The organism is Enterobacter sp. 22466 (assembly GCF_052044775.1).
Classification (GTDB): Bacteria; Pseudomonadota; Gammaproteobacteria; order Enterobacterales; family Enterobacteriaceae; genus Enterobacter; species Enterobacter dissolvens.
In genome coordinates this window covers 451992-466249 of sequence record NZ_JBQENX010000001.1, presented here as the reverse complement: position 1 = coordinate 466249, position 14258 = coordinate 451992, and the positions used below count along the sequence as shown (strand labels likewise).

The 14258-nt window shown below is 55.5% G+C and carries 14 protein-coding genes; 13 read left to right on the top strand and 1 reads right to left on the bottom strand.

What is annotated here, in order from left to right:
* The first annotated feature begins 131 nt into the window (after positions 1-131).
* From ACTJJI_RS02190 to rihA, 4 genes are all read left to right on the top strand, one after another.
* Entirely contained in the window at positions 132-872 is a 741-nt protein-coding gene (locus ACTJJI_RS02190; protein ID WP_013097579.1) for an amino acid ABC transporter permease, read from the top strand.
* The gene (gene gltK / locus ACTJJI_RS02185; protein WP_032638859.1) at positions 872-1546 is read left to right on the top strand and encodes a glutamate/aspartate ABC transporter permease GltK; all 675 of its coding nucleotides are present in this window, start codon (positions 872-874) and stop codon (positions 1544-1546) included. Before ACTJJI_RS02190 ends, gltK begins: the two co-directional genes overlap by 1 nt.
* The gene (locus ACTJJI_RS02180; protein ID WP_014831084.1) at positions 1546-2271 is read left to right on the top strand and encodes an amino acid ABC transporter ATP-binding protein; all 726 of its coding nucleotides are present in this window, start codon (positions 1546-1548) and stop codon (positions 2269-2271) included. The genes gltK and ACTJJI_RS02180 overlap by 1 nt, the downstream gene beginning before the upstream one ends.
* Positions 2272-2391: 120 nt before the next feature.
* Positions 2392-3333, top strand: coding sequence for a pyrimidine-specific ribonucleoside hydrolase RihA (gene rihA / locus ACTJJI_RS02175; protein ID WP_440652889.1), 942 nt, complete (start codon positions 2392-2394; stop codon positions 3331-3333).
* 79 nt (positions 3334-3412) lie between these two features.
* Here rihA and ACTJJI_RS02170 read toward each other — a convergent pair whose 3' ends face one another.
* Positions 3413-3895, bottom strand: coding sequence for a zinc ribbon-containing protein (locus tag ACTJJI_RS02170; RefSeq protein WP_014831082.1), 483 nt, complete (start codon positions 3893-3895; stop codon positions 3413-3415).
* A 214-nt stretch (positions 3896-4109) separates the two neighbouring features.
* On the opposite strand from ACTJJI_RS02170, the gene leuS reads away from it, so the two are divergent.
* The 9 genes from leuS (at position 4110) to rlpA (ending at position 14199) form a co-directional block, all read left to right on the top strand.
* A complete protein-coding gene (gene leuS, locus ACTJJI_RS02165; RefSeq protein ID WP_440652887.1) occupies positions 4110-6692 on the top strand; it encodes a leucine--tRNA ligase in 2583 nt (860 codons plus the stop codon).
* Between the two features lie 14 nt (positions 6693-6706).
* Entirely contained in the window at positions 6707-7276 is a 570-nt protein-coding gene (gene lptE, locus ACTJJI_RS02160) for an LPS assembly lipoprotein LptE (RefSeq protein ID WP_014831080.1), read from the top strand.
* Complete coding sequence (gene holA, locus ACTJJI_RS02155) at positions 7276-8307, top strand: DNA polymerase III subunit delta (protein ID WP_440652885.1); 1032 nt, start codon at positions 7276-7278, stop codon at positions 8305-8307. Before lptE ends, holA begins: the two co-directional genes overlap by 1 nt.
* The gene (nadD, locus tag ACTJJI_RS02150) at positions 8300-8965 is read left to right on the top strand and encodes a nicotinate-nucleotide adenylyltransferase (RefSeq protein WP_440652883.1); all 666 of its coding nucleotides are present in this window, start codon (positions 8300-8302) and stop codon (positions 8963-8965) included. Before holA ends, nadD begins: the two co-directional genes overlap by 8 nt.
* Positions 8966-9233: 268 nt before the next feature.
* On the top strand, positions 9234-9551 hold the full coding sequence (rsfS, locus tag ACTJJI_RS02145) for a ribosome silencing factor (protein WP_440652881.1): 318 nt from the start codon (positions 9234-9236) through the stop codon (positions 9549-9551).
* Positions 9552-9554: 3 nt separating this feature from the next.
* On the top strand, positions 9555-10022 hold the full coding sequence (gene rlmH / locus ACTJJI_RS02140) for a 23S rRNA (pseudouridine(1915)-N(3))-methyltransferase RlmH (protein WP_003858701.1): 468 nt from the start codon (positions 9555-9557) through the stop codon (positions 10020-10022).
* Between the two features lie 28 nt (positions 10023-10050).
* The gene (gene mrdA, locus ACTJJI_RS02135; RefSeq protein ID WP_440652879.1) at positions 10051-11952 is read left to right on the top strand and encodes a peptidoglycan DD-transpeptidase MrdA; all 1902 of its coding nucleotides are present in this window, start codon (positions 10051-10053) and stop codon (positions 11950-11952) included.
* A 2-nt stretch (positions 11953-11954) separates the two neighbouring features.
* Entirely contained in the window at positions 11955-13067 is a 1113-nt protein-coding gene (gene mrdB, locus ACTJJI_RS02130; RefSeq protein WP_013097590.1) for a peptidoglycan glycosyltransferase MrdB, read from the top strand.
* A gap of 16 nt (positions 13068-13083) precedes the next feature.
* The gene (gene rlpA / locus ACTJJI_RS02125) at positions 13084-14199 is read left to right on the top strand and encodes an endolytic peptidoglycan transglycosylase RlpA (RefSeq protein ID WP_440652876.1); all 1116 of its coding nucleotides are present in this window, start codon (positions 13084-13086) and stop codon (positions 14197-14199) included.
* The last annotated feature ends 59 nt before the right edge of the window (positions 14200-14258 follow it).

The following is a 14258-nucleotide window of genomic DNA, read 5'->3' as shown; positions in this document are numbered from 1 at the left end:
CTGCCCTCTCGATTGTCGGGAAGCATGGACAGACTATACGCGGAGTGGTCGTTCCCCACTCAGCGCGAAAAATGAGCTTCTCACCAATCTTCGAGGGTAGCGCTGCTACCCTTTTTTTTCTGGAGTTTATTATGTCAATAGACTGGAACTGGGGCATATTTCTGCAACAAGCCCCGTTCGGCAACACAACCTATCTTGGCTGGCTGTGGAGCGGCTTTCAGGTCACCGTTGCATTATCGATAACGGCGTGGATTATTGCGTTCCTTGTCGGTTCACTGTTCGGTATTCTGCGCACCGTCCCAAACCGTTTTCTCTCTTCTATCGGCACGCTGTATGTGGAATTGTTCCGTAACGTTCCGCTGATCGTGCAGTTCTTTACCTGGTATCTGGTCGTTCCTGAACTGTTGCCGGAAAATATTGGCATGTGGTTCAAGTCGGAACTGGATCCTAACGTACAGTTTTTTGTCTCCTCGATGATGTGTCTGGGGCTGTTTACCGCCGCGCGCGTGTGCGAGCAGGTGCGTGCCGCTATTCAGTCGCTGCCGCGTGGACAAAAGAACGCGGGTCTGGCAATGGGATTAACGCTGCCGCAAACCTACCGCTACGTCCTACTGCCTAACGCCTACCGCGTCATTGTCCCACCGATGACCTCAGAGATGATGAACCTGGTCAAAAACTCGGCCATCGCCTCCACGATCGGTCTGGTCGATATGGCGGCACAGGCGGGCAAACTGCTGGATTATTCCGCCCATGCGTGGGAATCCTTCACGGCAATTACGCTCGCGTATGTTCTGATTAACGCTTTCATCATGCTGGTGATGAACCTGGTTGAACGCAAAATTCGCCTGCCGGGCAATCTGGGGGGCAAATAATGTACGAATTTGACTGGAGTTCCATTGTTCCTTCCATGCCATACCTGCTTGATGGTCTGGTGATCACCTTAAAAATCACCGTGATCGCCATCATCGTTGGTATCGTCTGGGGAACCCTGCTGGCAGTCATGCGCCTGTCGAGCTTTAAACCGCTCGCCTGGTTTGCCACTGCCTACGTTAACGTTTTCCGCTCCATCCCGCTGGTGATGGTGCTGCTGTGGTTTTACCTGATTGTTCCCGGTTTCCTGCAAAACGTTCTGGGACTGTCACCGAAAACCGATATCCGCCTTATCTCCGCGATGGTTGCGTTCTCCATGTTTGAGGCCGCTTACTATTCCGAGATTATCCGTGCGGGCATTCAGAGTATCTCCCGTGGGCAGTCCAGCGCGGCGCTGGCGCTGGGAATGACCCACTGGCAGTCCATGCAGCTCATTATTCTGCCGCAGGCGTTTCGCGCCATGGTTCCCCTCCTGCTGACCCAGGGCATCGTGCTGTTCCAGGATACCTCTCTGGTATATGTCCTGAGCCTGGCAGACTTCTTCCGTACCGCGTCCACCATCGGTGAACGTGATGGTACGCAGGTTGAGATGGTGCTCTTCGCAGGTGCGGTCTATTTTGTGATTAGTTTAAGCGCGTCGCTGTTGGTCAGTTGGCTGAAGAAAAGGACGGTATAATGATTTCCCTGAAAAATGTTTCTAAATGGTATGGGCACTTTCAGGTGCTGACCGACTGCTCCACCGAAGTCAAAAAAGGTGATGTGGTGGTAGTGTGCGGGCCGTCCGGTTCCGGTAAATCGACGCTGATCAAAACGGTGAATGGCCTGGAGCCTGTGCAGCAGGGCGAAATTGTTGTTAACGGCACCAAAGTGAACGACAAGAAAACCAACCTTGCCCAGCTTCGCTCCCACGTGGGGATGGTGTTCCAGCATTTTGAACTGTTCCCTCACCTCTCCATCATCGAGAACCTGACGCTGGCGCAGGTGAAAGTGCTTAAGCGTGACAAGAAAGCGGCGCGTGAGAAAGGGCTGAAGCTTCTGGATCGCGTGGGGCTTTCGGCGCACGCCGATAAGTTCCCGGCACAGCTTTCCGGCGGCCAACAGCAGCGTGTGGCCATTGCCCGCGCGCTGTGTATGGATCCGGTCGCCATGCTGTTTGATGAGCCTACGTCAGCACTCGATCCGGAGATGATCAACGAAGTGCTGGACGTGATGGTGGAGCTGGCGCACGAAGGAATGACCATGATGGTAGTGACCCACGAAATGGGCTTCGCCCGCAAAGTGGCCAACCGCGTGATCTTCATGGATGAAGGCAAGATCGTTGAAGACTCGCCGAAAGAAGAGTTCTTCGCCAACCCGAAATCCGAACGCGCAAAAGACTTCCTGGCCAAAATCCTGCACTAATCTTCTCAGTGCGCAATCTGCGGATTGCGCACTGCCTCACGCTTTCAATCTCTGCTTCTCGTCGGCGTCACATTGCAGCGTTAACCTTGTCACAAAATAACGCTACGTATGGAGAACGCTATGGCACAGCCTATTATTCTCGATTGCGATCCGGGTCATGACGACGCGATTGCCCTCGTCCTTGCACTTGCCTCCCCTGAACTTAAAGTCAAAGCTGTCACCTCATCTGCCGGCAACCAGACGCCGGATAAAACCCTGCGCAACGTCCTGCGTATGCTGACCTTGCTAAAGCGCACCGATATTCCCGTGGCCGGTGGCGCGGTCAAACCGCTGATGCGTGAACTGATCATTGCCGACAACGTACACGGAGAAAGTGGCCTGGACGGCCCGGCACTGCCGGAACCGGGTTTTGCCCCGCAATCCTGTACCGCCGTGGAGCTGATGGCAAAGGTACTACGCGAGAGTGCTGAACCCGTCACGCTGGTAGCAACGGGCCCACAAACCAACGTTGCGCTGCTGCTGAACAGCCATCCTGAACTCCACAGTAAAATTGCCCGTATCGTGATTATGGGCGGTGCCATGGGACTGGGTAACTGGACGCCTGCGGCGGAGTTCAACATCTTTGTCGACCCGGAAGCGGCGGAGATCGTCTTCCAGTCTGGCTTGCCGATTGTGATGGCCGGGCTGGATGTTACCCACCGTGCACAGATTATGGCGAATGACATCGAGCGTTTTCGTGCGATTGGCAACCCGGTTGCCACGACCGTTGCCGAGCTGCTCGACTTCTTTATGGAATATCACAAAGCCGAGAAATGGGGCTTCCACGGTGCACCGCTGCATGACCCATGCACCATTGCCTGGCTGCTGAAGCCTGAGATGTTTACCACGGTAGAGCGCTGGGTTGGTGTGGAGACCCAGGGGAAATACACCCAGGGAATGACGGTGGCGGATTACTATTCGCTGACGGGGAATAAACCGAATACCACGCTAATGGTGGATATCGATCGGCAGGCGTTTGTGGATTTGCTGGCGGAGAGGCTCGCATACTACAGTGCAGCCTGATGCCCTCACCCCAGCCCTCTCCCACAGGGAGAGGGAGAAAACACTAAAAACGGCAACGTGGTTGCCGTTTCGCTTTTACCTAGGGCTCAAACGGCCGACGCTGGAACTGATCGTGCCCGCACTTCGGACACAGGGACAGTACCTCCGGCGTATAAACCGCAATATGATGATGGCATTTCTCACAGACCAGGTTTCCCAGTCCCACCACTTCGCCACTGTGGTAAACACCATGATGATTCAGATCCTGGAATACCTCGCGCCACTCCAGCTGTGTTTTATCGGTAATATCCGCCAGTTCCTGCCAGAGGCTCTCCTTGATCACCCGCATAAAAACGCTGTCGGTCACCTCGTCCTGGCTCTCCTGGTAACTGCGCGCGAACTCTTCCAGATCACGACGCACGGCGCGCGTCACCTCTTCCACTTCGGTTCGCGTTAACTCACCCGTTTGCGTCACGCGGGCACGCGCCTGCTCCACCAGCGCGTCGATATCACGCTCGCCGTTACGCAGCCGTTCCGTCAGTGTCGCCACCAGTTCGCGGTAAAATTGAGCAACCTTGTTCATCATTTTGCCTCCCGGGTCAGTAACTATTTCTAATAATAGACCTTATTTCATCGCCGCTTTGTCAGGTGAACCACAGACCCGGTAAATTCCTGCAAAGCGCATTTGTGCGAAAGGCTGTTTTGACGCGGGCGTTTGGGCTATGCTATGCGGATCTGAAATACCACATCCATTGGCTACATTTGTAGCTGTATTGAAAACAGGACCACTGGCTGCCATGCAAGAGCAATACCGCCCGGAAGAGATAGAATCAAAAGTCCAGCAACACTGGGACGAGAAGCGCACCTTTGAAGTAACCGAAGACGAGAGCAAAGAGAAGTATTACTGCCTGTCGATGCTTCCCTATCCTTCTGGTCGACTACACATGGGCCACGTGCGTAATTACACCATCGGTGACGTGATTGCTCGCTACCAGCGTATGCTGGGCAAAAACGTTCTGCAGCCAATTGGCTGGGATGCGTTCGGTCTGCCTGCGGAAGGCGCGGCGGTCAAAAACAATACAGCACCCGCGCCGTGGACGTATGACAACATCGCGTACATGAAAAACCAGCTCAAAATGCTGGGCTTTGGCTATGACTGGAGCCGCGAGCTGGCGACCTGCACCCCGGAATACTACCGCTGGGAACAGAAGTTCTTCACCGAGCTGTACAAAAAAGGCCTGGTTTATAAGAAGACGTCTGCGGTTAACTGGTGCCCGAACGACCAGACCGTTCTCGCGAACGAACAGGTTATCGACGGCTGCTGCTGGCGTTGTGACACCAAAGTTGAGCGTAAAGAGATCCCTCAGTGGTTTATCAAAATCACCGCTTACGCTGACGAACTGCTGAACGATCTGGACACGCTGGACCACTGGCCGGATACCGTTAAGACCATGCAGCGCAACTGGATCGGTCGTTCTGAAGGCGTGGAGATCACCTTCAACGTTGAGAACTACGATCAGACCCTGACCGTCTACACCACTCGTCCGGACACCTTCATGGGCGCGACCTATCTGGCCGTAGCCGCAGGTCACCCGCTGGCGCAGAAAGCTGCTGAAAATAACCCAGAGCTGGCCACCTTCATCGACGAATGCCGCAACACGAAAGTGGCGGAAGCCGATATGGCGACGATGGAGAAAAAAGGCGTTGCCACGGGCTTCTATGCGAAGCACCCACTGACTGGCGAAGCGATTCCGGTCTGGGCAGCAAACTTCGTGCTGATGGAATACGGCACTGGCGCGGTGATGGCCGTTCCGGGTCACGACCAGCGCGATTATGAATTTGCCACCAAATATAACCTGCCGATCAAAGCCGTTATTCTGGCAGCTGACGGCTCTGAACCTGACCTGTCTGAGCAAGCTCTGACGGAAAAAGGTACGCTGTTTAACTCTGGTGAGTTCAGCGGTCTGAGCTTCGAAGACGGCTTCAACGCCATCGCCGACAAACTGGCATCGCTGGGCGTGGGTGAGCGTAAAGTAAACTACCGTCTGCGCGACTGGGGCGTTTCCCGTCAGCGTTACTGGGGTGCGCCAATCCCGATGGTCACGCTGGAAGACGGCACCGTGATGCCAACCCCGGAAGATCAGCTCCCGGTGATCCTGCCGGAAGATGTGGTCATGGACGGCATTACCAGCCCGATCAAAGCCGATCCTGAGTGGGCGAAAACCACCGTCAACGGCCAGCCTGCGCTGCGTGAAACTGACACCTTTGACACCTTTATGGAGTCATCATGGTACTACGCGCGCTACTCCTGCCCGCAGTACCAGGAAGGGATGCTGGATTCTGACGCGGCAAACTACTGGCTGCCGGTGGATATCTATATCGGTGGTATTGAACATGCCATCATGCACCTGCTCTACTTCCGCTTCTTCCACAAACTGATGCGCGACGCGGGTATGGTCAACTCTGACGAACCAGCAAAACAGCTGCTGTGTCAGGGCATGGTACTGGCAGATGCGTTCTACTACGTCGGTGCGAACGGCGAGCGTAACTGGGTTTCTCCGGTTGATGCGATTGTTGAGCGCGACGAGAAAGGCCGTATCGTGAAGGCAAAAGACGCCGAAGGTCATGAACTGGTGTATACCGGCATGAGCAAAATGTCCAAGTCCAAAAACAACGGTATCGACCCGCAGGTGATGGTTGAGCGTTACGGCGCGGATACCGTGCGTCTGTTCATGATGTTTGCCTCTCCGGCAGACATGACCCTGGAGTGGCAGGAATCTGGCGTTGAAGGGGCAAACCGCTTCCTGAAACGTGTCTGGAAACTGGTTTACGAACACACCGCACAGGGTGACGCTCCGGCACTGAACGTCGCTGCGCTGACTGAAGATCAGCAGGCGCTGCGTCGTGATGTTCATAAAACGATTGCAAAAGTGACCGATGATATTGGTCGTCGTCAGACCTTCAATACCGCAATTGCGGCTATTATGGAACTGATGAACAAGCTGGCGAAAGCACCGCAGGAAGGCGAGCAGGATCGTGCCTTAATGCGTGAAGCGCTGTTAGCCGTCGTGCGCATGTTGAACCCGTTCACCCCGCATGTCAGCTTCACCCTGTGGCAGGAGCTGAAAGGCGAAGGCGATATCGACAACGCGCCGTGGCCGGTTGCTGACGAATCCGCCATGGTGGAAAACACCACGCTGGTGGTGGTGCAGGTCAACGGTAAAGTACGCGGTAAAATTACCGTCGCCGTTGATGCAACCGAAGAACAGGTTCGTGAGCGTGCTGGCCAGGAACATCTGGTGGCGAAATATCTTGAGGGCGTTACCGTGCGTAAAGTGATCTACGTACCGGGTAAACTGCTGAATCTGGTCGTTGGCTAAGCGCGGGAGGAAACGTGCGACAACTGGCAACAATACTCTTATCTCTGGCGGTGCTGGTCACCGCGGGTTGTGGCTGGCACCTGCGCAATACCACGGCGGTGCCCGCTGAGATGAAAACGATGATTTTCGACTCATCGGATCCAAATGGTCCACTCAGTCGGGCTGTGCGTAATCAGCTGCGCCTGAACGATGTTGAGCTGATCGAGAAAGGCACCCTGCGCCAGGATGTACCGTCATTACGTATCTTAAGCTCATCGCTGGCTAAAGATACCGCGTCTATCTTCCAGGATGGACGTACTGCGGAATATCAGATGGTGTTGACGGTGAACGCGGCCGTACTGATCCCGGGTAAAGACATTTACCCTATCAATACCAAAGTGTACCGTTCGTTCTTTGATAACCCGCAAACGGCGCTGGCAAAAGATGCTGAGCAGCAGATTATCATTAACGAAATGTACGACAAGGCAGCGGAACAGCTGATCCGTAAACTGCCGGGCATTGCCGCATCGCCAAAACAGGGTTCTGACATCATCGACAAACCGGATGCCAACACGCCTCCTGTTTCTACCTCCATGGGTAACTGATGATCAGGCTGTATCCTGAACAACTCCGCGCGCAGCTCAATGAAGGGCTGCGCGCGGCGTATCTGCTACTCGGTAACGACCCATTATTGCTTCAGGAAAGCCTGGATGCCGTGCGACACGCGGCGGCCGCTCAGGGCTTTGATGAACACCACACCGTCCAGTTGGATAACAATACCGACTGGAATGCCCTCTTCTCGCTTTGCCAGGCGATGAGCCTCTTTGCATCACGCCAGACCATCCAGATCCTGCTGCCAGAGAATGGTCCGAACGCGGCCATTAATGAACAACTGGCGACGCTGGTCAGCCTGTTGCACAGCGATCTGCTGTTAATCGTGCGTGGCAACAAGCTCACCAAAGCGCAGGAAAACGCAGCGTGGTTTACCCAACTCGCCACTCATGCCGTGCTGGTGACCTGCCAGACGCCTGAGCAGGCCCATCTGCCCAAATGGGTAGCCGCAAGAGCGAAACAGAACAACCTTCAGCTGGAAGACGCAGCAAATCAGCTGCTGTGCTACTGCTATGAAGGAAACCTGCTGGCCCTGGCGCAGGCGCTGGACCGGCTTTCCCTGCTCTGGCCGGATGGCAAACTGACCCTGCCGCGCGTGGAGCAGGCGGTTAACGATGCCGCACACTTCACGCCGTTCCACTGGGTGGATGCCCTGTTGTCGGCAAAGAGCAAACGCGCCCTGCATATTTTGCAGCAGCTCCGTCTTGAAGGTAGCGAGCCGGTGATTTTGCTGCGTACGCTGCAGCGTGAACTGCTGTTGCTGATTACGCTCAAGCGCCAGTCTGCTCATACGCCATTGCGTTCGCTGTTTGACAAACACCGTATCTGGCAAAACCGTCGGGCAATGACCACCGAGGCAATCAATCGTCTGAGCCATGAACAGCTGCGCCAGGCGGTACAGCTTCTGCTGCGCGCAGAGCTCACGTTAAAACAAGACTACGGCCAGTCCGTCTGGGCGGAGCTGGAAAGCCTTTCTCTGCTGCTCTGCCACAAGGCACTGGCAGACGTATTTATCGATGGATAGTATGCACTCTTTACAGGCCCTGTACGGTGGCACCTTTGACCCGGTCCATTACGGTCATCTGAAACCGGTTGAAATTCTGGCGAATCTGATTGGTCTTCAGCGCGTGATTGTCATGCCCAATAACGTTCCGCCGCACCGGCCACAACCTGAGGCCACCAGCGAGCAGCGAAAAGAGATGCTCGCTCTGGCCATTGCGGATATACCGCTCTTCACTCTCGACGAGCGGGAGCTACGCCGCGACACCCCTTCCTGGACGTCGCAAACGTTGCAGGAGTGGCGGCGCGAACAGGGGCCGGACAAACCGCTGGCCTTTATCATCGGCCAGGATTCTCTGCTCAACTTCCCCACCTGGCATCAGTATGAAACCATTCTGCAGAACAGCCATCTGCTCGTCTGCCGCCGTCCGGGCTATCCGCTGACCATGCGTGAAGAGCAGTATCAGCAGTGGCTGGAAGCCCATCTGACCGACAATGTGGAAGATCTGCACAGTCAACCTGCCGGGAAGATCTATCTGGCGGAGACACCGTGGTTTGATATTTCTGCGACAATCATTCGCGACCGGCTGCAGCACGGTTTAGCCTGTGACGATCTCCTGCCATCGTCAGTGCTGGACTATATCCACGCGCACGGGTTGTATCAGAAAAGCGCAGACGCATAATCCGGGCGCACAAAAAGCGCCTTATTGATTATCCTGCCTTGACAGAGTAAGCCATACTGTTATCCTCCGCTGCCAGACTTTCCCGCCGATCATTGCTTTACAGAAATTGTTTTACAAAAATGGCGATGCAATCTCCGGCGGAGGGTGGGATGATACCCGCCTTCAAAAGCCCGGCCGGTGACATTTGTCCCGACAGGGGCGTCAGTTCAGGTATACTGTCTGGCTACGAATTCACAGTTGCACAATCTCATTCACCCAGGGGGAAAACTTGCAGGGTAAAGCACTCCAGGATTTTGTTATCGACAAAATTGATGACCTGAAAGGTCAGGACATCATCGCTATCGACGTTAAGGGTAAATCCAGCATCACCGACTGCATGATCATCTGCACCGGTACGTCTACTCGCCATGTGGTTTCAATTGCCGATCATGTTGTTCAGGAATCACGCGCAGCAGGACTGTTACCGCTCGGGGTTGAAGGTGAAGCGACCGCTGACTGGGTGGTTGTCGATCTTGGCGATGTTATTGTCCACGTCATGCTGGAAGAGAGCCGTCGCCTGTATGAGCTGGAAAAACTCTGGGGTTGATGCGTGAAGTTGCAGCTGGTCGCCGTCGGCACCAAAATGCCGGACTGGGTACAAACCGGTTTTACTGAGTATCTGCGTCGTTTCCCGAAAGATATGCCGTTCGAGCTGGTGGAGATCCCCGCCGGAAAGCGCGGCAAGAACGCGGATATCAAACGCATTCTCGATAAAGAGGGAGAGCTGATGCTGGCTGCCGCAGGCAAAAACCGCATCGTGACCCTCGATATTCCAGGCAAGCCCTGGGATACGCCGCAGCTGGCGCACGAACTGGAGCGCTGGAAGCAGGATGGTCGTGACGTCAGTCTGTTGATTGGCGGGCCTGAAGGGTTGTCCCCTGCCTGCAAAGCGGCGGCAGAACAAAGTTGGTCTCTCTCCGCGCTGACGCTCCCCCACCCGCTTGTTCGGGTACTGGTGGCAGAAAGCCTGTATCGCGCGTGGAGCATTACTACCAACCACCCCTATCACCGCGAGTAATGACTGACCAGGGTAGATTAAGCAGCGGATGAAACTACAGAATTCTTTTCGCGACTATACGGCTGAGTCCGCGCTGTTTGTGCGCCGGGCGCTGGTCGCCTTTACGGGGATTTTGCTGCTTACCGGCGTGCTGATCGCCAACCTTTATAATCTGCAAATTGTCCGCTATACCGATTACCAGACGCGCTCAAACGAAAACCGCATCAAGCTGGTGCCTATCGCCCCCAGCCGCGGCATTATTTACGACCGCAACGGTACGCCCCTAGCCTTAAACCGCACCATCTACCAGATTGAGATGATGCCGGAAAAAGTCGACAACGTGCAGGATACGCTGGAAGCATTGCGAAGCGTTGTCGATCTTAACGATGACGATATCGCTGCGTTCAAGAAAGAGCGCGCCCGTTCTCACCGTTTTACCTCCATTCCGGTTAAAACCAACCTGACGGAAGTCCAGGTGGCCCGCTTTGCCGTCAATCAGTACCGTTTCCCTGGCGTGGAAGTGAAAGGCTATAAACGCCGCTACTATCCCTACGGCTCCGCGCTGACGCACGTGATCGGCTACGTTTCCAAGATCAACGACAAAGACGTCGAGCGTCTTGATAAAGACGGCAAACTGGCAAACTACGCCGCAACGCATGATATCGGTAAGCTGGGAATTGAACGCTATTATGAAGATGTCCTGCACGGGCAGACCGGCTATGAAGAGGTTGAAGTCAACAACCGTGGCCGCGTTATTCGCCAGCTGAAAGAGGTGCCACCGCAGGCAGGACATGATGTCTACCTGACGCTTGACCTTAAACTGCAGCAGTATATTGAAACCTTACTGGCAGGCAGCCGTGCGGCAGTTGTCGTGACCGATCCGCGCACCGGCGGCATTCTGGCGATGGTCTCCATGCCAAGCTACGACCCTAACCTCTTTGTCGATGGGATTTCCAGTAAGGACTACTCCGGGTTGCTTAATGACCCGAATACACCGCTGGTGAACCGCGCCACGCAGGGGGTATACCCTCCGGCGTCGACAGTGAAACCTTACGTCGCCGTCTCGGCGCTGAGCGCGGGTGTCATCAACCGCAACACCAGCCTGTTTGACCCGGGCTGGTGGCAGTTGCCGGGGTCAGAAAAACGCTATCGCGACTGGAAAAAATGGGGCCACGGTCATCTGAACGTGACGAAATCGCTGGAAGAGTCTGCGGATACCTTCTTCTATCAGGTGGCGTACGACATGGGTATTGACCGCCTGTCAGAGTGGATGAGTAAATTCGGCTACGGACACTACACCGGGGTTGATCTTGCCGAAGAACGCTCCGGCAACATGCCAACCCGTGAATGGAAGCTGAAGCGCTTTAAGAAGCCGTGGTATCAGGGTGATACCATTCCGGTAGGTATCGGCCAGGGTTACTGGACCGCGACCCCGCTGCAGATGAACAAAGCGATGATGATCCTCATCAACGATGGCGTGGTGAAGGTCCCGCATCTGCTGCAAAGTACCGTTGAAGAGGGCATAAAAGTGCCGTGGATCCAGCCGCATGAAGCACCAGTGGGGGATATTCACTCCGGCTTCTGGGAGATCGCCAAAGACGGGATGTACGGGGTGGCAAACCGCCCGAACGGTACCGCGCATAAGTATTTCGCTGGTGCGCCGTATAAAGTGGCCGCCAAATCCGGTACAGCGCAGGTCTTCGGTCTGAAAGCCAACGAAACCTATAACGCACACCGTATTGCCGAACGACTGCGTGACCATAAGCTCATGACGGCATTTGCACCATATGATAACCCGCAAGTGGCGGTGGCGATGATTCTGGAAAACGGTGGCGCAGGGCCAGCCGTAGGTACCATCATGCGCCAAATCCTCGACCACATCATGCTGGGTGATAACAACACCGAACTGCCGGCTGAAAACCCGGCCGCCGCTGCGGCGGAGGACCAATAATCATGACGGATAATCCAAATAAAAAATCGCTGTGGGATAAAATTCACATCGACCCAGCCATGCTGCTGATCCTGCTGGCTCTGCTGGTCTACAGCGCCCTGGTTATCTGGAGCGCCAGCGGCCAGGACATCGGCATGATGGAGCGCAAAATTGGCCAGATCGCGATGGGTCTGGTCATCATGGTGGTGATGGCGCAGATCCCGCCGCGCGTCTATGAAGGCTGGGCGCCCTATCTCTATATCTTCTGTATTATTTTGCTGGTTGCGGTAGATGCGTTTGGTGCTATCTCCAAAGGTGCACAGCGCTGGCTGGATCTGGGCGTGGTTCGCTTCCAGCCCTCGGAAATTGCCAAAATCGCCGTTCCACTGATGGTGGCACGCTTTATCAACCGTGATGTCTGTCCGCCATCTCTGAAAAATACCGCCATCGCGCTGGTACTGATTTTCCTGCCAACGTTGCTGGTGGCGGCGCAGCCTGACCTTGGCACCTCGATCCTTATCGCGCTCTCCGGCCTGTTTGTTCTTTTCTTGTCGGGCCTGAGCTGGCGTCTGATTGGTATCGCGGTGGTGCTGGTCGCCGCGTTCATCCCTATTCTCTGGTTCTTCCTGATGCATGATTACCAGCGCCAGCGCGTGATGATGCTGCTCGATCCGGAAACCGATCCGCTGGGTGCGGGCTATCATATTATTCAGTCCAAGATCGCGATTGGCTCCGGTGGCCTGCGCGGTAAAGGCTGGCTGCACGGCACCCAGTCACAGCTGGAGTTCTTACCTGAGCGCCACACCGACTTTATCTTTGCGGTACTGGCGGAAGAGCTGGGGCTGGTCGGCATCTTGATCTTACTCGCGCTGTATGTACTGTTGATCATGCGCGGGCTGTGGATTGCCGCGCGTGCGCAAACCACCTTTGGCCGCGTGATGGCGGGTGGGTTGATGTTGATTTTATTCGTTTATGTCTTCGTAAATATTGGTATGGTGAGTGGTATTCTGCCGGTTGTAGGCGTTCCGCTTCCGCTGGTGAGTTACGGAGGCTCGGCACTGATCGTGTTGATGGCCGGGTTTGGTATCGTGATGTCGATCCATACCCACAGAAAAATGTTGTCAAAAAGCGTATAAAAATAAGGGGATCGGAATGCGTAAGCAGTGGCTGGGGATCTGCATTGCGGCAAGTTTGCTTGCGGCGTGCACAAGTGATGATGGTCAGCAACAGGCAACCGTCGCGCCGCCGCAGCCTGCGGTGTGTAATGGCCCTGTCGTTGAAATCAGCGGCGCCGATCCCGTTTATGAACCGCTGAATGCCAGCGCGAATCAGGATTATGAGCGTGACGGCAAAAGCTACAAAATCGTTCAGGACCCTTCCCGTTTCAGCCAGGCGGGTTTCGCCGCCATTTATGATGCGGAACCCGGGAGCAACCTGACGGCATCTGGAGAAGCGTTCGACCCGACGCAACTCACTGCGGCGCATCCGACGCTGCCTATCCCAAGCTACGCCCGTATCACCAACCTGGCGAATGGTCGTATGATCGTGGTACGCATAAACGACCGTGGTCCGTACGGTAACGACCGCGTGATTTCGCTGTCGCGCGCGTCCGCCGACCGCCTGAACACCTCGAACAACACCAAGGTTCGTATTGACCCGATTATCGTGGCGCAGGATGGTTCGCTTTCCGGGCCGGGTACCGCATGTACGACAGTGGCAAAACAGACGTATGCCCTTCCTGACCGTCCAAATCTTGACGGCGGCATGGGAAGCGTCTCATCGCCGGCCGAGCCTTCTCAGCCTGGCGGAGAAGTGCGCCCTATCAGCAACGATACGCTGCAAAGCGATGACAGCACTGGCGCACCGGTAAAGAGTAGCGGTTTCCTGGGGGCACCGACGAACTTAGCCTCAGGTGTGCTGGAAGGCAGTGAGCCTACCCCCGCGCCTGTTGCCGCCCCTGTCGTGCAGCAGCCTGCTCCCGTCACCGCACCGGCCACCACCCAGAGCACAGCGGTGGCAGCGCCTGCCGCCGCCGCTACCAGCGGCGGCTTTGTCGTCCAGGTGGGCGCCGTCAGCGATCAGGCCCGTGCACAGCAGTATCAACAGCGCCTGAGCCAGCAGTTTGGCGTCCCAGGCCGCGTTGAGCAAAACGGAGCGGTGTGGCGTATTCAGATGGGACCGTTTGCCAGCAAATCGCAGGCAGCGACCCTGCAGCAGCGACTGCAAAATGAAGCGCAACTCCAGTCATTTATCGCGGTAGCGAAGTAATTTATCGGCGGTATCCGAATTGTCAGTTTGTGTAAAACACATTCACAAACTCATGCTTA

Coding starts and splice junctions, on each gene's coding strand:
- ACTJJI_RS02190 (WP_013097579.1), top strand. CDS start 132: ATGTCAATAGACTGGAACTGGGGCATATTTCTGCAACAAGCCCCGTTC.
- gltK (WP_032638859.1), top strand. CDS start 872: ATGTACGAATTTGACTGGAGTTCCATTGTTCCTTCCATGCCATACCTG.
- ACTJJI_RS02180 (WP_014831084.1), top strand. CDS start 1,546: ATGATTTCCCTGAAAAATGTTTCTAAATGGTATGGGCACTTTCAGGTG.
- rihA (WP_440652889.1), top strand. CDS start 2,392: ATGGCACAGCCTATTATTCTCGATTGCGATCCGGGTCATGACGACGCG.
- ACTJJI_RS02170 (WP_014831082.1), bottom strand. CDS start 3,895: ATGAACAAGGTTGCTCAATTTTACCGCGAACTGGTGGCGACACTGACG.
- leuS (WP_440652887.1), top strand. CDS start 4,110: ATGCAAGAGCAATACCGCCCGGAAGAGATAGAATCAAAAGTCCAGCAA.
- holA (WP_440652885.1), top strand. CDS start 7,276: ATGATCAGGCTGTATCCTGAACAACTCCGCGCGCAGCTCAATGAAGGG.
- nadD (WP_440652883.1), top strand. CDS start 8,300: ATGGATAGTATGCACTCTTTACAGGCCCTGTACGGTGGCACCTTTGAC.
- mrdA (WP_440652879.1), top strand. CDS start 10,051: ATGAAACTACAGAATTCTTTTCGCGACTATACGGCTGAGTCCGCGCTG.
- mrdB (WP_013097590.1), top strand. CDS start 11,955: ATGACGGATAATCCAAATAAAAAATCGCTGTGGGATAAAATTCACATC.
- rlpA (WP_440652876.1), top strand. CDS start 13,084: ATGCGTAAGCAGTGGCTGGGGATCTGCATTGCGGCAAGTTTGCTTGCG.